The sequence below is a fragment of the Brucella sp. HL-2 genome (assembly GCF_025846885.2).
GTDB classification, from domain to species: domain Bacteria; phylum Pseudomonadota; class Alphaproteobacteria; order Rhizobiales; family Rhizobiaceae; genus Brucella; species Brucella quorumnocens.
The window spans coordinates 13,878-30,650 of record NZ_JAOYTK010000032.1 but is presented as its reverse complement, the minus strand read 5'-3'; the positions used below and the strand labels follow the sequence as shown (position 1 = coordinate 30,650).

Sequence of the window (16,773 nt, the reverse complement as noted above, 5' to 3'; positions counted from 1 at the left end):
TTCTGCCACATTGTGCTATAGAGTCGTCTAAGCGCGCCAGTGACTCTCTATGGCGATTTTCTGAAATGGGAGGATCCGACCCAACTTCCATCCCGAAGACGGAAGCCATCCCCATAAGCACAGTTGCATTCTTCTAAGACTTCGATGACCGGCATCATACATGCTGCTCATCAACTGATGGTCAGCAGATTGGTCACCCAATGAGGAGGATGCATTTTACCAGTGCAGAGGAAGGATCTTCACAGCGCGTCTCTTGCAATCGTCCAGATCTATCCGGCAATTCCGATAATCGTCCGCTCGTCGTCAATGAGGTGTGGAGGCGACACGCTCGAAAGGTGTCGGTATTGAACGTCTTGGGACGATTTCTGGTCTCTTCGAGAAAGTCGCCGAATATATTTTCGGCGCTGCACCGTAAGGGTTTTAAGAGACGAGGTTTTACGTCGACGTTCAGCGCGTAATCGTAGATCAATCTACCCAGCTATAGATAGCGTTTTGCACATGGCTTCGGCCCTCGAGGTAGTTAGTTAAGGCAGATACCAATGTTGACAAATTTCCAAAAACGCCGAAATCAGCAAAAAAACGTAAACTTTTGTCAACATTTGTCAACATAGCGCACCTAAAACGCGAATTTTGATCAATGTTATAGTCGTAATGGTTGTCATTTTGGGCTGTTTTCAGTCGCTTTTGAAGCGCTATGTTTACATATGCAGGTGATGTATTGGTTGAATGTAAACATTGTAAATCAATTAAAGGTTGATTTAACCGAGGCGGCTAACCAAGTTATCAGCATTCAAGTGAGTGTAGCGCTTCAGCATCGACAGCTCCTTGTGACCGGAGATCGTGCTGACTTCCATAATGTTCAAACCAAGCTCGAAGAACCGACTGACGGCTTCATGGCGTAGGTCGTGAAACTTTAGGTCCTTAATACCGGAGCGCTTGATCACGCGCTTCCACGTTTGGTCAAATGCTGAGGTCGTCATACCGAACGGAATGGATTGATCTACGCTGTCGCTCTGCTTCAATGTCATCAGCGTTTCATAAGCTCGTTTCGATAGTGGAACCTCACGGCTGGTTCCGTTCTTGGTCATTGCCAGTGAGATTACCCGACGATTGTGCGAGATGTCGCTCCATTTGAGTCCCAGAAGCTCACCACGGCGCATCCCGGTCTCAATGGCAACAATGACCAGCGCACGGAAGCATTCGACTCTACCGTCGTCACAGGCGGCTAATAAGCACTGTTCCTCTGGCGCGCTGAGGCGGCGTGAACGCGCATTGTTAATGGTCGGTCGCCGGATCATCTTCACGACGTTTTGGGCGAGGGGGTAGCCCCAGTCACGCATGGCGACATCAAGAACGTGGCTGAGAATAGCAAGCTCACGAACGGCGGTGGCTGGCTTCACAGTCTTCAGACGTTCATCCCGGAATGATGCGATGTCTTGCTGTGACAGCCCGACCAGCGTCCGGTAAGCGAGATCATGACGCTGAAGCACTCCGAGGCGTTGTATCTCTTGAGTAGCACCTCGCTTGGCTGGCGATACTTCTTCGGCGTATCGCTTCATCAGTGCGCCGAGTGTTGTGCTTTCGAGAATGCGTGTATCTGGTGCAGCGCCAAACTTGTCGACCTGACTTTCCAACTCGCGCGCCCACTTCTCAGCTTCAGTCTTACTGTCGAAAGATTTGCAGCGTGGTTTCATACCACGTCTGCGCACCTGTGCTTGCCAGCGTCGTCTGAGTTTTCGGATCGTTGCCATGTGATCTCCAAGAGATATTGAAGATTACGCGTAGGACGCCCCGGATGGGGAGCCAAGGAAAATTTATAATCAACCGAAAATTAAATTCCTCTAAGTATTGATTATTCATTCAATTAAATTAATCTTGGTATCAGATTGTTTATTTGTTAGATATCTATTCACTTCTATATTCAAGGTGCATTTTAATTAGATCTATATTTCGATAAATTTTCATGTAAGAAAGATAAGTTTCATCTTTACCATTAACTATTCGGTGCCACTCTATAATACCTTTTAGTGTATCTTTTTTTTCTTGTGCCCAATGTAAATTAGTTGAGGCCTTATAGAACATAGCACGATGTTCTTTTCTCGACTTACCTGGGATTTTAGGTCTATCACCATGTGTTAATAATCCTAGTGTAATTCTAGGTTTATTGCATGGGTGATATGCTGTTTTTAATTTATTAATGGTGAAATCAGAATGAGAAACTATCTCTTCAACTATCTTCGAGAATTTTGGATGATTGAAATTCTTGTTATGATGAAAAAATAGGTCATCAGAGTATCTAACATAGCCTATTTCCCAGCTATTAGAAAATTTTACAAGCTTTTCATCCAACTTATAAAGTATTAAGTTCGAAATTGCGGGGCTGCTTGGCGAGCCCTGAGCAAGTATTCCGTCTTTAGTGCATAATTTTCCCAGTATATATGAGCATTTTTTATTAAAGCCAAGGCTTTCAAATAATCCAATAACACGACGAATTGTAATTGATGGAAAAAAATCTTTTATATCCATTTTTAAAACGGACTTACCACCACATAGCTCGTTTGTCGCTGTAATTATTGACCTTCCTGAGACATAAGAATGTGTATATAAACTTACAGGAAATTCTTTAAGTATTTTTTTATTGATAGTCCTCTGTATTCCTTTAAGGTCATTGAAAGGAATACTTATCGTTCTTTTTTGGTTTTTATCGCTGTTTTTTGGAATTTCGATAGTAGTGTATAAACTATCTGCATTCTCAACGAGGTAGTATATGTGCTGGGGTGCAAAGCCCAAAAAACTAGCTAAGCTAACAAGATCGGAGCTTTGCACCGCAGTCATAGACTTCCTACTTCTAACCTAATTCGATGAATTCTAAGATGATTTTGAAGAGAGATTTCTTCGAAATTATCTTAGAAGACAGGTTTCTACGTGCTTCACGTGCCCGCAACGCTACGCTGCGTCTCCTCATTTAAGAGGAAGTGCTAGGAAGTATGATATGTTTATTAATAAGGTAAGTTCGTGTCAAGCGGTTGCAATTAACTTGGCTCGTGATTGACTTAATGCCGAAGTGCTGAACGAACTTAGAAGATTATCTGAGTAGCCGTTTATTGATTGATATACACCGTTAGATATTTTTTTAATATGGTTGTTACTAAAAAGGCCGCTTAATGCTTGGTTTACTTCTTTAGGGCTTAAACCAGAACGTAACACCAAATCTGGAAAAGTTGGGGACTCCAGACTAATCAGAGATGCTAGAGTTATAGATTGATTATAGGCGTTTCGATGCGTCTTTATCAGTTGGATATAATCTTCATTATTCGGATTTGTTAATAGGTATCTATATTTAAATCCAGCATGAAATCGAACATATTTATAAAATGTTAAGTTATATAAAACACTTTGTTTTACGATTTCTGTATTACTCGAATTATAATAAATAATTGAACTTGGATGATTTCTTGCCAGTAAGCTTAGAGGGCCTCTTGAGATATAACTTTCGGCTTTATAAAATTGTTCTTGAACCATCACAATTAATCTTTGGGTAATAGACGGTATTTGAGTAAATGTCCCTATCTCTGCCATTGATCCAGGAGATTCAAGCAATAATAACGTGAAGTCAACAGATTTTGCGAATGAAATTTCGAGAGTTTGTAAGTCTGTTTTTCTTTTCTTAAATTGATAATCTTTTTCTATTTCTTCACCGTAAACAACACTTACATTAGGTATATGAAGCAATATGCTTTTAACTTTTTCTCTAAGAGCTATGGATCCAGACATGTATCCGGGACCACATAAAAATACTTTCACAGGCTGTGATCTAAAGGAAGATTTTAAAATATTCGGTTGAATCAGCATTCTCTGTCACAGTTGTTTTGTTTGAAATTTAAAATGACATTACTGCATGTAAAAACTAATGCAATGCTCGGAAATACACTAAGGATCTCTTTATCACATAGGCTATTTAAACATACCACTTTAGCTCGTGCTGGATAGCGGAGACGTGGAGCAAGGCGTTCTGACTGCAATTTAAACGCGGACTAATAAAGTGAAACATCTTGCATCTAAGCTCACAAATCATATCCAAATGGTGACATTATTCTCAGGTGGAGCGAATGCATGAGTGTGCCGCCCCCAAAGCTGATTTACGACAAGCTTTTGATTTTTGTCACGAGCGACGATTGTCGATTTTTAAGCCGCGTGGGCTGTGTGTTACAGGCCAGATCTCTGGAGTCTGGTGGAAAGCGGACACAGCTAAATTTCGCTGAGGCTTTCTTAAGGCATTTATGATTTTGCGCTCAAAAACCTATCACGTTTGATACTGCGCTTATTAAAGCTTAAACGTGCCTCGAGCGTGGCCCTTGATTAGAAGCAAATGCCGAACAGCACAGATATAGCCACACGAGCAAGCTGAATTAATCGTAACTGTTTGATATAATCGATAAAATGGCGGAGAGGGTGGGATTCGAACCCACGGTGGAGTTACCCCCACGCCGCATTTCGAGTGCGGTACTTTCGACCACTCAGCCACCTCTCCGCATTGTGCACCACGGTAAAACGATCTATGAAAATCGCGCCGTCGGTAAGCATCTAAAGCGAATGCTAAGTGTGTAGCGGCTCAATAACGGGCCAAACACAATTAGACAAGACCTAATTTGCATTCCGGGACGAAAATTCTTGACTTTTCCGCTACCTCATATCTATAAGCACCTGACTTTATGTGTGGGGTAGTCCGCGCTTATTGTTTTGATTGGAGATTTCCGGTTTTCCGGGCTCTGATCAGGAGGCTGAGAAGCTTCCAAAATCAATCGACTGATAAAAAGACGGCCCGTGCCCAAGGCGCTTGCGTTGCTGGGTATGAGAGCTGGACCGAACGACCCGAAAGGAAAACAAATGTTCGCAGTCATTAAGACTGGTGGCAAGCAGTACCGCGTTGCCGCAAACGACCTGATCAAGGTTGAAAAGGTTGCTGGCGAAGCTGGCGACATTGTAGAATTTGCAGAAGTTCTGATGGTTGGTTCGACCATTGGCGCGCCAGTTGTTGAAGGCGCTCTGGTAACGGCAGAAGTCGTTGAACAGGGCCGCGCTCGCAAGGTGATCGCGTTCAAGAAGCGTCGTCGTCAGAACTCCAAGCGTACCCGCGGTCATCGTCAGGAACTGACGACTATCCGTATCTCGGAGATCCTCACCGATGGTGCGAAGCCTTCCAAGAAGGCAGAAGCCAAGAAGGCGGCTCCGAAGGCAGACGCCGCTGAAGGCGAAGCCGCAAAGCCAAAGAAGGCAGCGCCTAAGAAGGCTGCAGCCAAGGCTGAGTCGGCTGAGTAAGTAGAAGAGATTAAAGGAGAAATCCAATGGCACACAAAAAAGCTGGTGGTTCGTCGCGTAACGGTCGCGATTCAGAGTCGAAGCGCCTTGGCGTGAAGAAGTTTGGTGGCGAAGCTGTGCTCGCTGGCAACATTATCGTGCGTCAGCGCGGCACCAAGTGGCATCCGGGCGCCAATGTAGGCATCGGCAAGGATCACACCTTGTTTGCGCTTACCCAAGGTTCGGTGTCTTTCCGCGCGAAAGCCAACGGCCGCACCTACGTGTCGGTCAATCCGATCGCGGAAGCAGCAGAGTAAGCCGGACCTCTATAAAGTACCGGCGTCCCATGGACCCGGTACATATGGCGACCTGCCAGAAGATCGAAGGGAAGATGGGACAACCATCTTCCCTTTTTTTCATCTGGAGGACAGAACAATGGTCGTCGAAGTTTTAGAAGAAGATTATTACGAGAGCTGTAGTGAGCGGGAGGACAGCTATGCTGATCTCTCGCCCGGATTAGCAGATCAGTTAGATTGCCCCGTCCTTGTTACCGAACGGCTGGTGCTCCGCCCGCCGCACACTGAAGACGTGGATGCAATTTCCTATCTTGCCGATAACACCCGCGTCTCCGCTATGCTCGCCCGTATGCCTCATCCGTACACCCGCGAAAATGCAGTCGACTTTGTCGAGCGCGTGCGAAAAGGCGAGATGGGCAATTGCATTTACGCAATTACCCAAGCTGAAACTGGCATATTTATGGGCTGTTGTGGCATCCATGCGCATAAACACGGCGAAGGGCTGGAGATCGGATATTGGCTCGGTGAGCCCTATTGGGGGCATGGTTTTGCCACCGAAGCCGCGCACGTGTTGATTGATCTGGCTTTCCGGGCAACGCCTATAGAACGGCTGCATGTTTCGTGCCGTGTCAGCAATGACGGTTCAAGACGGGTGATCCATAAGTGCGGCTTCCAGTTCAGCGGAATGGGTATGTCGGATTCGCTGGCCGTTGGTAACGTTCCTGTCGAACGTTACGTTCTTGACCGTCGGACTTGGATCGGCCTGAGAAGCTGGCAGTCATAATTATAAAAAATGGCCCTGTGGCTTCAGTTACAGGGCCGATAATGATCGGGGAATGAAATGATTGATATTCACGCGTTAAGCCGCGACCGGCTGACGTTACGTGCACTCGACAAAGGCGATCTGCACAGGTTTCGGGCAATCCGACTTTCGGCGCTACAGCTTGCGCCGCAGGCATTCGGATCGAGTTTTGATGAAGAAAACGCCTATTCCGACAGCGTGTTTGCACGTCGTCTGGAACAAGTGAATGGCAATGTTATTTTCGGTGCCTTTGATGGCGAGAACTTGATGGGCATTGCCGGGCTTTATCGGCACGAGCGCAAGTCGGAGCGGCATCGCGGCACTCTGGTAAGTGTCTATGTTGCGCCGGAAGCACGTGGATTAGCTCTTGGTAAGGCGCTTGTTGAACGGATTATCGAACAGGCGGCGCAGCACGTCGTGATACTGGATGCGAAAGTCGTGGCGACCAATGAGCCTGCGAAGCGCATCTATTATGAGCTTGGTTTCAAATCCTATGGCGTTGAGCCAAAGTCGCTTTTCGTGCAGGGGCAGTATCTGGATCAGGAACTGCTCCATATCGATTTCAGCGATCCTGCGTGGAAACAGAATTTAGGCTGAAAACCAGTGTCGTCGAGTGGATTGAATTTGACATTTGTTCGTTACCTGCAGCGAAGTGATGCAAATGTCGGAATCGGAGCACTAGCTGTTTGCAGGACAAGGGTTTTGCTGTAATTGCAAATCGGATTGCACGAGATTGCGTGCGGTCCCAAGTTTAAGACGCGCTACGATACAAGTTTCGGATGCGTCACAAGAGGTAAGTTCAATGAAATTTCTCGATCAGGCCAAGATTTACATTCGCTCCGGCGCGGGCGGTGCAGGCGCTGTTTCGTTTCGGCGCGAGAAATTTCTTGAATTCGGTGGTCCTGACGGCGGTGATGGCGGTCGTGGCGGTGATGTGTGGGTCGAGGCGGTAGACGGTCTCAATACGCTGATCGATTATCGCTACCAGCAGCATTTCAAGGCCAAGACCGGCATGCATGGCATGGGCCGCAACATGACGGGTGGCAAGGGCGACGATGTCGTGCTTAGAGTGCCTGTTGGTACGCAGATTTTTGAAGAAGATAATGAAACGCTGATTTGTGACATTACTCAACTCGGTCAGCGTTATCGTCTCGCCAAGGGTGGTAATGGTGGCTTTGGCAATCTGCATTTTACAACGTCAACAAACCGTGCGCCGCGCCGCGCCAATCCGGGCCTTGACGGTATCGAGCGCACGATCTGGCTGCGCCTGAAGCTGATTGCCGATGCCGGTCTGGTCGGATTGCCGAATGCGGGCAAATCCACATTCCTCGCAAGTGTGACAGCGGCCAAGCCAAAGATTGCCGATTATCCTTTTACCACGCTGCATCCTAATCTTGGTGTTTCGCGTGTTGATGGTCGTGAGTTTGTGATTGCCGATATTCCTGGGCTTATTGAAGGCGCAAGCGAAGGTGTGGGCCTTGGTGACCGATTCCTTGGCCATGTCGAGCGCACGCGTGTGCTGTTGCATCTGGTATCGGCGCAGGAAGAGGATGTGGCAAAGGCTTACACCGTTATTCGTGGCGAGCTCGAAGCTTACGAGCACGGTCTTGCTGAAAAGACGGAAATTGTAGCGCTATCGCAAATTGATACGCTTGATCCGGATGCACGCAAGATCAAGATCAAGGCACTGAAAAAGGCCTGCGGGCGCGATCCGTTGCTACTTTCTGCGGTCAGTCATGAAGGTCTGAACGATACGCTGCGTCAGCTTGCAAGTGTTATTGATAAGAGCCGGGCTGCAGAGGCGGGTACGGCTGAAGCCGAAGACTGAGGATAATTATTATCTTAAGCGCATCTTGTCCGAAAACAACTTCACCCTTTTGGGTATGCGCTTTCGGTGCGGCGAGGAAATGAATGCATGCTGAAACAACTCAAAGACTATCGCCGCATCGTCATAAAAATCGGTTCCGCTCTGCTGGTGGACCGATCAACTGGTCTCAAGCAGAGCTGGCTTGAGACATTGGGTCAGGACATTGCCAATCTGGCGCGTGCCGGGGTGGAAGTTCTGGTAGTTTCTTCAGGGGCCATTGCACTTGGCCGCACAGTTCTTGGGCTGCCGAAAAAGTCGTTAAAGCTTGAGGAAAGCCAGGCGGCAGCTGCCGCTGGTCAGATCGCGCTCGCCAAGGCTTATGCCGACGTGCTCGGCAGCCACGGCATCAAGTCTGGCCAGATTCTGGTGACACTTTCAGACACCGAGGAGCGCCGCCGCTACCTCAATGCGCGCGCGACCATTGAAACGCTTTTGAAACTTGGCGCGGTTCCGATCATCAATGAAAACGATACGGTCGCGACAACCGAAATTCGTTATGGCGACAATGACCGTCTGGCAGCGCGTGTAGCCACTATGATGGGTGCTGATCTGCTGATCCTTCTTTCGGACATTGACGGGCTTTATACGGCACCTCCGCACAAGGACCCGAACGCGCAATTTCTGCCGCTCGTTACAACGATTACTCCCCAGATTGAGGCTATGGCGGGTGCGGCTGCATCCGAACTTTCGCGCGGTGGCATGAAGACCAAGCTTGATGCTGGCAAGATTGCCAATGCTGCAGGCACCGCGATGATTATCACCTCCGGCACGCGTATGGCGCCACTTTCAGCCATTGATCGTGGAGAACGCGCAACCTTGTTTGAGCCGTCGCGTGCGCCGGTTAATGCTTGGAAGACCTGGATTTCCGGCAATCTGGAACCTGCTGGAAAATTATTGGTCGATGCCGGTGCGGCTAAGGCGCTGAAGTCTGGAAGATCGCTACTGCCTGCGGGTGTGAAAGAGATTGAAGGTCAGTTCGAGCGCGGTGATACGGTTGGAGTGCTGAATGAAGAGCGCCGCGAAATCGCGCGTGGACTGATTGCTTACGATGCTGACGATGCGCGCAAAATTGCTGGGCATAAAAGCGATGAGATTAGTGCCATTCTTGGTTATGATGCGCGCGCTGCGATGATCCACCGTAATGATCTGGTGGTACGAGGTGTGACCACTACCGAGACGGAAGAAGCGTAAGGGGAAGAGGATGTTGAACAAAGTGGATGCCGGAACTGACATCGCAGCCATCATGGCAGAAGTTGGTCGTAAAGCCAGACAGGCAGCGGCTCCCCTTTCCATCGCTTCGCCTCAACAGAAAAACAAAGCCCTGCTTGCTGCTGCAGATAGCATCCTTGCAAGCAAAGACGCTATTCTTGAAGCCAACAAGCTCGATCTTGCCAATGCTGCGGAAAGCGGGATGGCAGCTTCGTTTGTTGATCGGCTGACACTGGATGACAGTCGTATTCAGGCGATTGCTGACGGCATTCGCGCTATTGCTGAATTGAATGATCCAGTCGGTGAAGTGATTGCCGAGTGGGATCGTCCGAATGGCCTCCATATCGAGCGTGTTCGCACGCCGTTAGGTGTGATTGGCGTGATCTATGAAAGCCGCCCCAACGTGACCGCAGATGCTGGCGCGCTATGTCTTAAGGCTGGGAATGCGGTGATCCTGCGTGGCGGTTCAGATTCTGTTCACTCATCGGCTGCCATTCACAAGGCTCTGGTTGCGGGACTGGAGGCAGCTCAGTTGCCTGCCGATGCAATCCAGATTGTGCCGGTTACAGACCGCGCGGCGGTTGGCGAAATGCTCAAAGGTCTCAATGGCGCGATTGACGTGATCGTGCCACGGGGCGGTAAAAGCCTCGTTGCGCGGGTGCAATCGGAAGCGCGCGTGCCGGTTTTCGCGCATCTTGAAGGCATCTGTCATCTCTATATCGATAAGTCCGCTGAACTCGACATGGCGCGTGCGATTGCTGTGAATGCCAAGATGCGCCGCACCGGTATTTGCGGTGCGACCGAAACCTTGCTTGTGGATCGCGCGGTGGCTCAAACGCATCTGGTGCCGGTTCTTGAAGATCTGGCTTCGAAGGGCTGCGAAATTCGGGGCAGCGGTGAAGTCGTCGCACTTTATGAAGCCGCGACGCCTGCCGCGCAAGAAGACTGGTCTACCGAATATCTCGATGCAATCATTTCGGTGGCGCTGGTCGATGGTGTTTCTGGCGCGATTGAGCATATCAACCGTTATTCCTCGCACCACACCGAAGCTGTTGTGGCTAGGGATGCGGATGTCGTTGCACGCTTCTTCAACGAGATCGACTCGGCCATTCTTTTGCACAATGCTTCGACGCAGTTTGCTGATGGCGGCGAGTTCGGCATGGGTGCGGAAATCGGTATCGCGACTGGCAAGATGCATGCGCGTGGTCCGGTTGGCGTCGAACAACTGACCTCCTTCAAATATCGTGTTCGTGGAAACGGACAGGTTAGAGGTTAGGCTCGACATGATCTTATCCGAAAACCGGTACCCCCTTTTCGGGATCATGTGCTAATGCGGTTCGGCTTTGGGCTTTCCGCATTAAAGGCGAGTTATCCGGACGTTGATGCACAATATTTGCGCATGCCGCATGTCGAAAAGGGCATGACGGTCGGCCTGTTTGGCGGCTCGTTCAATCCACCACATGGTGGTCATGCGCTGGTCGCTGAAATCGCCATCCGGCGGCTGAAGCTCGATCAGCTCTGGTGGATGGTGACGCCCGGCAATCCACTGAAGGATAAGCGGGAACTTGCGCCGCTTGCTGAACGCTTAGAGCTCAGTGAGCATGTCGCAAGCGATCCGCGCATCAAGGTGACGGCGCTGGAAGCAGCCTTCAATGTGCGCTACACAGCCGACACTCTGGCGCTGATCCGCAAGGCCAATCCCGGTGTGCATTTCGTCTGGGTTATGGGTGCAGACAATCTGGCTTCTTTCCATCGCTGGCAGCGCTGGCGGGAGATTGTGCAGAACTTCCCGATCGCAGTGATCGACCGGCCGGGTTCGACTTTGGCTTATCTGTCGTCACGGATGGCGCAAACATTTTCCGATAGCCGGCTAGATGAACATTACGCGCCGATCCTTGCACGGCGTAATCCACCGGCCTGGACGTTTATTCACGGGCCGCGTTCTTCGCTTTCTTCAAGTGCGCTGCGTAAACAAAAATCGAACAAGTGAAGGATGTCTTGAGCGCATCCGAAAAGTGTAAAGCCACTTTACGTCTAAGATGCGCTTCAAAAGAAGCCAAGACTCTTGAAAGAATACAGGGACTCTGCCTATCTTAGGTATGTGCGGTGCTTATGACTGCCGTACGGCGTTGTTCTTGTCGGAAAGGAACTACACTGAGAACAGCAATTGAGAAGAAGGCTCACCACGCGCCTTCACCGGTCGGGATGAACGAAACAGCTTTCGTGTCCCAGACCTTCGACGCGGCTTTGGCCAGTCTCGAAAACTCCAAAGCAGAATCCATTATCCCCATCGACATTCGCGGAAGATCTTCGATCGGCGATTATATGATCGTCGCTTCTGGTCGTTCGCATCGTCACGTGACGGCTGTCGCTGACCATCTTTTGCAGGCGCTCAGTCAAATGGGCTGCAAGAATGTCCGGGTCGAAGGGCTCGAGGGCGGTGATTGGGTTCTCATCGATACAGGCGATATTGTCGTCCATATTTTCCGTCCGGAAATCCGTGATTTCTATAATCTGGAAAAAATCTGGATCAACGACGATGCCGAAGATCAGCGCGCATCGGGAACGGTGCACTGATCAAGTCGTATGAGGGCACTATGCGTGTGAGTGTGATGGCCGTGGGCCGGATGAAAGCCGGCCCCGAGCGGGAGTTGGTCGAGCGTTATTTCGACCGCTTTTCCAAGGCGGGACCGCCATTAGGGCTCGAATTTGCGGGTGTGAATGAAATACCCGAAAGCCGCGGACAAACAGCTGATCTGCGTAAGGCCGAAGAAGCACAGCGCATCAATGAAGCACTTGATAACGGGGCAGCCCTTATCCTGCTCGACGAGCGCGGCAAAGCGCTCGGCTCAGAATCTTTTGCTGAACGCATTGGCCGCATGCGTGATGATGGCAAGCGCCAGCTGATTGTTGCCATTGGCGGCCCGGATGGGCACGATCCTTCGTTACGATCGCGCGCAGATCTGGTTCTGGCGCTAGGCGAGCTCACATGGCCGCATCAGATCGCGCGTATATTGATAGCTGAGCAATTATATCGTGCTGCAACAATTCTTGCAGGCCATCCGTATCATAGGTCCTAGTTCTTTCATGTTTTTCAAATAGGTGGCGAAATCGGTCCTGTTTTTTGGCCGATTTTATAACTGCCTCTTGCATCACCTGCAGAAAACCATGTCACATAACTCACTTACCGAGACGTTGCCACAGATCGCTTTCGTGACGGATAGCGGCTTTCTCAAACCCACTCTTGTGGCTATGTGGGGCGTGCTCCGTCACTTGACCCTACCGGGTATCATTCATTTCTGGGGTGACGGCCTTAGCGACCAGGACTGGGACGCGGTCAGGCGTGTTGCGATGACAAATCCGGCTGTTACACTTAATTGCCTCGCTTTGTCGGCCGATGATCTGGATGGCGCCAAGGGGCCGACCGCACATATTTCAGCTGCAACGATGGGGCGTCTGCATATTCCAGCTCGAATTTCTGGTCGCGTTCTTTATATCGACGGCGATACTCAGGTCGTCGGTGATGTTGCACCGCTTTTCTCGCTCAATCTCAATGGTTGTCCGATTGGTGCAGTACGTGATTGCGTCGTGGCGAAGTGGTCGGCGCGCGGTCTTAAAGTGCGCGATAAATGTCTGGTTCGCGTAAGCGAGTTACAGAGACTGTTGGAGCAGACCGATATATCGCGCTATTTTAACGCCGGTGTCTTGCTGCTTGATACAGATGCGATCCGCGCCGAGCCAGAACTACATCAAGCAATGCACGATCTCGTTCGAGCTTCCGCATTCCCGCTAGGTGATCAGGACCACCTCAATAATGTGTTTCGTGGTCGTGTGCATCTTATCAATCCGGCTTACAATTCTTCATGGCGCGATGCGTCCCGACAACGCAGACATATTGTCCGACTTGGTGGAGACGCCGAGGAAAGCAAGACGGTTCCGGATATTATCGTGCATTTCCATGGCCCCGAAAAACCGTGGAAAAGACCGCGCCGCGATCTTTGGAAAAGTCGCGCACGAGCCGTCTGGCGCTATCGCCGTGAAATGCAGGAATATGCGAGCAAATACCCTGACCTTGCCCTTTGAGTAATCTTCTTGCCTAATACTGCCACGAACAATGGTTGGACAAGCACGGATGCATATCACTCGGCTCGATCATATACAGCTGGCGATGCCAAAGGGCGAAGAAGAAAAAGCTCGTGCTTTTTACGAAGGACTTCTGGGAATTCCTGAAGAGCCGAAGCCATCAAATCTGGCGGTAAGAGGTGGTTGCTGGTTTGAGCGAGGTTCGTTGAAAATTCACCTCGGTATCGATCCCGAATTTGTTCCCGCCCGCAAAGCGCATCCGGCCTTCATTGTTAAGGAGCTGGCAAAGTTGATCGAAACGCTGACCGTCGCCGGTGTCTCTGTTGTCGACGATGAACCGCTGATTGGTTATGCAAGATGCTATATCTCTGATCCATTCGGGAATCGTATCGAATTGATGGAACAGCTCGCGTCATGACGGCTATAATCGGCTCTGCCGGGTTATGGTTGATGGTTCGTTAACAGTATGCGGCTAGTTTTTGCCTTGTTTGTTCCTGATATAGCGCGCCATGAGTCCTTTTCGCCTTCCAAAAAAGTCTTTGCTGTCTGCCTTGATGCGGGCTGGCCTTGTTGCGACTGCGCTTATGTCGGGCGCAACGCTGGCTTTTGCGCAGGAAGGAATCCAGCAGCAGCGCGACAAGGCAGCAAGTGAATATGAGCAGCTCAGCACCGAACTCTCGGTATCAAGCGACAAGCTGAAGCAGCTCGAAGACGAGGTAGCCAACCTTAAGAAAGACCAGGCAACGATTACGGCAGCACTTATCCAATCTGCAAAGACTGACAAGAAATTGCAGCAGGATATTGCTGATAGTGCCGACAAGCTGGTTTCCTTGCGCGAGCAGGAAGACGGCATTCGCAATTCCTTGCGTGCGCGGCGCAGCATTCTGGCTGAAGTGCTGGCAGCCCTGCAGCGGATGGGTTTGAACCCGCCGCCTGCCATTCTTGTACGGCCCGACGATGCCCTGGCATCGGTACGCAGTGCGGTGCTGCTTGGCGCGGTTGTGCCTGAAATGCGCGAGCAGGTGGAAGAACTCACAAGCGATCTCCAGGATATGCAGCGTGTCACGGCCTCGATTACTCAAGAGCAGGACAAGCTCAAGGAAACACGCACTGCGCAGGCCGAAGAGCAGAAGCGTCAATCACTTCTTCTTGAAGAAAAGAAGAAGTTGCAGGCACAATCCGAGCAGGAAATAGAGACACAGCGCAAGCGTTCGGAAGAACTTGCGGCCAAGGCGGGTAGCATCAAGGAACTGATCGACGGGCTCGATGAGCAGATGGCAGGGGTCCGGGATGCGGCTGATGCTGCGCGCAAGGCGGAAGCCGAACGTCTTGCAAAAGCGCAAGAAAAGGCCGGAGAAGCAACGCCTGGCGAGAACCGCTTGCATGCTCAGATCGACTTTGCATCATTGCAGGGAAAGTTGGGATTGCCTGCTGCGGGCAAGACAATCCGACACTTTGCTGAAAAGGATGGTGTTGGCGGCAACATGATGGGGCAGGTGGTCGAAACCTTGCCCGCTGCCACGATTACGTCACCTTCCGATGGCGTTGTGCTTTATGCAGGTACATTCAGATCTTATGGGCAGCTCTTGATCCTGGACGCTGGCGGCGGATATCATATCGTGATGGCTGGCATGGGTCGAATCGATGTGGCGCAAGGTCAGTTTGTGTTGGCGGGTGAACCTGTCGGCGCAATGGGTGAAAAACTTCTCGCAAGTGTTGCACCGATAGAGGTGGGCAATGGCGCGCCATTGCTTTACATTGAGTTTCGAAAGGATGGAAAACCCGTTGATCCGGCCCCGTGGTGGACTGAACGGCTTTCTGGAAGGACACAAAATGATACGTAAACTGTCGCTGCTGTTCGCCGGAGCCCTTATGGGGGCGTCAGCCATGGTGATGGTTCAGGGCGCGCCTGCTTCCACTGCCTTTGCGGCAGCGGGGAAAGACAGCGATGTCTATAAGGACCTTGCACTCTTCGGTGATATTTTCGAGCGTGTGCGTCAGCAATACGTGACGCCGCCCGATGACAAGAAGCTGACCGAAAGCGCGATCAACGGTATGTTGACGTCGCTGGATCCGCATTCGTCCTATCTCAACCCGGAAGCCGCGCAGGATATGCGCGTGCAGACCAAAGGTGAGTTCGGTGGTCTTGGTATCGAAGTGACAATGGACAATGATCTTGTGAAGGTCATCGCGCCGATTGATGATACGCCTGCCTCCAAGGCCGGTGTTCTCGCGGGCGATCTGATCAGCAAGATCGACGGACAGGAAGTCCGTGGACTGAGCCTCAGCGACGCCGTTGAAAAGATGCGCGGTGAAATCGGTTCGCCGATTGAGCTCACACTTATTCGTCAGGGTGCTGATAAGCCTATCACGCTCAAGATCGATCGCGCTGTGATCAAGGTCAAGGCGGTTCGCTCGCGGATTGAGAATGATGTTGGCTATCTGCGCGTGATTTCCTTCACCGAGCAGACTTCGGAAGATCTCAAGAAGGCGATCAAGGACATTCAGGAGAAGCTGCCGGGCGACAAGCTCAAAGGCTATGTGCTCGACCTTCGCCTCAATCCAGGTGGACTGCTTGATCAGGCCGTGGCTGTTTCAGACACGTTCCTCGATAAGGGTGAAATTGTTTCGACCCGTGGACGTGATCCGCAGGATGTAACCCGCTTTGACGCGCGCAAGGGTGATCTTGTTGATGGCAAGCCAGTGATCGTGCTGATCAATGGCGGCTCGGCCAGTGCTTCGGAAATCGTTGCCGGTGCATTGCAGGATCATCGTCGTGCGACCGTGCTGGGCACGCAGTCTTTCGGCAAGGGTTCCGTTCAGACGATCATCCCGCTTGGTGAAAATGGCTCGCTGCGTCTGACGACAGCGCTCTATTATACGCCGTCGGGCAAGTCGATCCAGGGCAAGGGCATCACGCCGGACATCAAGGTTGAACAGCCATTGCCGCCAGAACTGCGCGGTGAGGATGTTGTTCGCGGTGAGTCCGAGCTCAAGGGCCACATCAAGGGCAATGCTGAAGACGATCAGGGATCGGGTTCGGCAGCTTATGTTCCGCTTGAGACTAAGGATGACGTTCAGCTCAACGAAGCGCTGAAGCTTCTGCGCGGTGAGGAAGCCAATGCTGCGTTCCCGCCAGATCCTAAAAAGGGTGTGCTGAACTGATCTATCTGTGACGACGACTGAAACAACAAACGCGGAAGCCTCGGCTCCCGCGT

General features: G+C 50.8%; 17 protein-coding genes and 1 tRNA gene. 14 read left to right on the top strand and 4 right to left on the bottom strand.

What is annotated here, in order from left to right:
- Positions 1–758: 758 nt before the first annotated feature.
- From OIV19_RS21150 to OIV19_RS21135, 4 genes are all read right to left on the bottom strand, one after another.
- Complete coding sequence (locus OIV19_RS21150) at positions 759–1,751, bottom strand: site-specific integrase (RefSeq protein WP_264233659.1); 993 nt, start codon at positions 1,749–1,751, stop codon at positions 759–761.
- 154 nt (positions 1,752–1,905) lie between these two features.
- The gene (locus tag OIV19_RS21145) at positions 1,906–2,835 is read right to left on the bottom strand and encodes a reverse transcriptase domain-containing protein (protein ID WP_264233657.1); all 930 of its coding nucleotides are present in this window, start codon (positions 2,833–2,835) and stop codon (positions 1,906–1,908) included.
- A gap of 183 nt (positions 2,836–3,018) precedes the next feature.
- Complete coding sequence (locus OIV19_RS21140; RefSeq protein ID WP_264233655.1) at positions 3,019–3,852, bottom strand: retron St85 family effector protein; 834 nt, start codon at positions 3,850–3,852, stop codon at positions 3,019–3,021.
- 589 nt (positions 3,853–4,441) lie between these two features.
- A tRNA-Ser gene (locus OIV19_RS21135) sits at positions 4,442–4,531 on the bottom strand.
- 356 nt (positions 4,532–4,887) lie between these two features.
- On the opposite strand from OIV19_RS21135, the gene rplU reads away from it, so the two are divergent.
- The 14 genes from rplU to OIV19_RS21065 all read left to right on the top strand — a co-directional run bounded on the left by rplU (position 4,888) and on the right by OIV19_RS21065 (position 16,720).
- The gene (gene rplU / locus OIV19_RS21130) at positions 4,888–5,319 is read left to right on the top strand and encodes a 50S ribosomal protein L21 (protein WP_095447440.1); all 432 of its coding nucleotides are present in this window, start codon (positions 4,888–4,890) and stop codon (positions 5,317–5,319) included.
- A gap of 26 nt (positions 5,320–5,345) precedes the next feature.
- A complete protein-coding gene (gene rpmA, locus OIV19_RS21125) occupies positions 5,346–5,615 on the top strand; it encodes a 50S ribosomal protein L27 (RefSeq protein ID WP_094578302.1) in 270 nt (89 codons plus the stop codon).
- Positions 5,616–5,733: 118 nt separating this feature from the next.
- Positions 5,734–6,378: a GNAT family N-acetyltransferase gene (locus OIV19_RS21120; RefSeq protein WP_095447439.1), complete on the top strand. Its 645-nt coding sequence runs from the start codon at positions 5,734–5,736 to the stop codon at positions 6,376–6,378.
- A gap of 57 nt (positions 6,379–6,435) precedes the next feature.
- Entirely contained in the window at positions 6,436–6,993 is a 558-nt protein-coding gene (locus tag OIV19_RS21115) for a GNAT family N-acetyltransferase (protein WP_264233652.1), read from the top strand.
- A 205-nt stretch (positions 6,994–7,198) separates the two neighbouring features.
- A complete protein-coding gene (gene obgE, locus OIV19_RS21110; RefSeq protein ID WP_095447437.1) occupies positions 7,199–8,224 on the top strand; it encodes a GTPase ObgE in 1,026 nt (341 codons plus the stop codon).
- A gap of 87 nt (positions 8,225–8,311) precedes the next feature.
- Positions 8,312–9,454 carry a glutamate 5-kinase gene (gene proB, locus OIV19_RS21105; protein WP_264233650.1) on the top strand — a complete coding sequence of 381 codons (1,143 nt, stop codon included), beginning with the start codon at positions 8,312–8,314 and terminating at the stop codon, positions 9,452–9,454.
- A gap of 10 nt (positions 9,455–9,464) precedes the next feature.
- Complete coding sequence (locus tag OIV19_RS21100) at positions 9,465–10,748, top strand: glutamate-5-semialdehyde dehydrogenase (protein ID WP_264233648.1); 1,284 nt, start codon at positions 9,465–9,467, stop codon at positions 10,746–10,748.
- 54 nt (positions 10,749–10,802) lie between these two features.
- Positions 10,803–11,462 (top strand): nicotinate-nucleotide adenylyltransferase, encoded by a 660-nt coding sequence (locus tag OIV19_RS21095; protein ID WP_264233646.1) that lies wholly within the window; start codon positions 10,803–10,805, stop codon positions 11,460–11,462.
- Between the two features lie 215 nt (positions 11,463–11,677).
- Positions 11,678–12,049 (top strand): ribosome silencing factor, encoded by a 372-nt coding sequence (gene rsfS, locus OIV19_RS21090; RefSeq protein WP_095447433.1) that lies wholly within the window; start codon positions 11,678–11,680, stop codon positions 12,047–12,049.
- A 20-nt stretch (positions 12,050–12,069) separates the two neighbouring features.
- The gene (gene rlmH, locus OIV19_RS21085; protein ID WP_191793427.1) at positions 12,070–12,552 is read left to right on the top strand and encodes a 23S rRNA (pseudouridine(1915)-N(3))-methyltransferase RlmH; all 483 of its coding nucleotides are present in this window, start codon (positions 12,070–12,072) and stop codon (positions 12,550–12,552) included.
- A gap of 88 nt (positions 12,553–12,640) precedes the next feature.
- On the top strand, positions 12,641–13,555 hold the full coding sequence (locus OIV19_RS21080; RefSeq protein ID WP_264233644.1) for a glycosyltransferase: 915 nt from the start codon (positions 12,641–12,643) through the stop codon (positions 13,553–13,555).
- Positions 13,556–13,604: 49 nt separating this feature from the next.
- On the top strand, positions 13,605–13,973 hold the full coding sequence (locus tag OIV19_RS21075) for a VOC family protein (protein WP_264233642.1): 369 nt from the start codon (positions 13,605–13,607) through the stop codon (positions 13,971–13,973).
- A 166-nt stretch (positions 13,974–14,139) separates the two neighbouring features.
- Positions 14,140–15,399 carry a murein hydrolase activator EnvC family protein gene (locus OIV19_RS21070; protein WP_404901610.1) on the top strand — a complete coding sequence of 420 codons (1,260 nt, stop codon included), beginning with the start codon at positions 14,140–14,142 and terminating at the stop codon, positions 15,397–15,399.
- Positions 15,389–16,720: a S41 family peptidase gene (locus tag OIV19_RS21065; protein ID WP_095447429.1), complete on the top strand. Its 1,332-nt coding sequence runs from the start codon at positions 15,389–15,391 to the stop codon at positions 16,718–16,720. Before OIV19_RS21070 ends, OIV19_RS21065 begins: the two co-directional genes overlap by 11 nt.
- Positions 16,721–16,773: the final 53 nt, after the last annotated feature.

Coding starts and splice junctions, on each gene's coding strand:
- OIV19_RS21100 (WP_264233648.1), top strand. CDS start 9,465: ATGTTGAACAAAGTGGATGCCGGAACTGACATCGCAGCCATCATGGCA.
- OIV19_RS21070 (WP_404901610.1), top strand. CDS start 14,140: ATGTCGGGCGCAACGCTGGCTTTTGCGCAGGAAGGAATCCAGCAGCAG.
- rlmH (WP_191793427.1), top strand. CDS start 12,070: ATGCGTGTGAGTGTGATGGCCGTGGGCCGGATGAAAGCCGGCCCCGAG.
- OIV19_RS21145 (WP_264233657.1), bottom strand. CDS start 2,835: ATGACTGCGGTGCAAAGCTCCGATCTTGTTAGCTTAGCTAGTTTTTTG.
- OIV19_RS21080 (WP_264233644.1), top strand. CDS start 12,641: ATGTCACATAACTCACTTACCGAGACGTTGCCACAGATCGCTTTCGTG.
- rplU (WP_095447440.1), top strand. CDS start 4,888: ATGTTCGCAGTCATTAAGACTGGTGGCAAGCAGTACCGCGTTGCCGCA.
- obgE (WP_095447437.1), top strand. CDS start 7,199: ATGAAATTTCTCGATCAGGCCAAGATTTACATTCGCTCCGGCGCGGGC.
- OIV19_RS21140 (WP_264233655.1), bottom strand. CDS start 3,852: ATGCTGATTCAACCGAATATTTTAAAATCTTCCTTTAGATCACAGCCT.
- OIV19_RS21150 (WP_264233659.1), bottom strand. CDS start 1,751: ATGGCAACGATCCGAAAACTCAGACGACGCTGGCAAGCACAGGTGCGC.
- OIV19_RS21065 (WP_095447429.1), top strand. CDS start 15,389: ATGATACGTAAACTGTCGCTGCTGTTCGCCGGAGCCCTTATGGGGGCG.
- rpmA (WP_094578302.1), top strand. CDS start 5,346: ATGGCACACAAAAAAGCTGGTGGTTCGTCGCGTAACGGTCGCGATTCA.
- OIV19_RS21120 (WP_095447439.1), top strand. CDS start 5,734: ATGGTCGTCGAAGTTTTAGAAGAAGATTATTACGAGAGCTGTAGTGAG.
- rsfS (WP_095447433.1), top strand. CDS start 11,678: ATGAACGAAACAGCTTTCGTGTCCCAGACCTTCGACGCGGCTTTGGCC.
- proB (WP_264233650.1), top strand. CDS start 8,312: ATGCTGAAACAACTCAAAGACTATCGCCGCATCGTCATAAAAATCGGT.
- OIV19_RS21115 (WP_264233652.1), top strand. CDS start 6,436: ATGATTGATATTCACGCGTTAAGCCGCGACCGGCTGACGTTACGTGCA.
- OIV19_RS21075 (WP_264233642.1), top strand. CDS start 13,605: ATGCATATCACTCGGCTCGATCATATACAGCTGGCGATGCCAAAGGGC.
- OIV19_RS21095 (WP_264233646.1), top strand. CDS start 10,803: ATGCGGTTCGGCTTTGGGCTTTCCGCATTAAAGGCGAGTTATCCGGAC.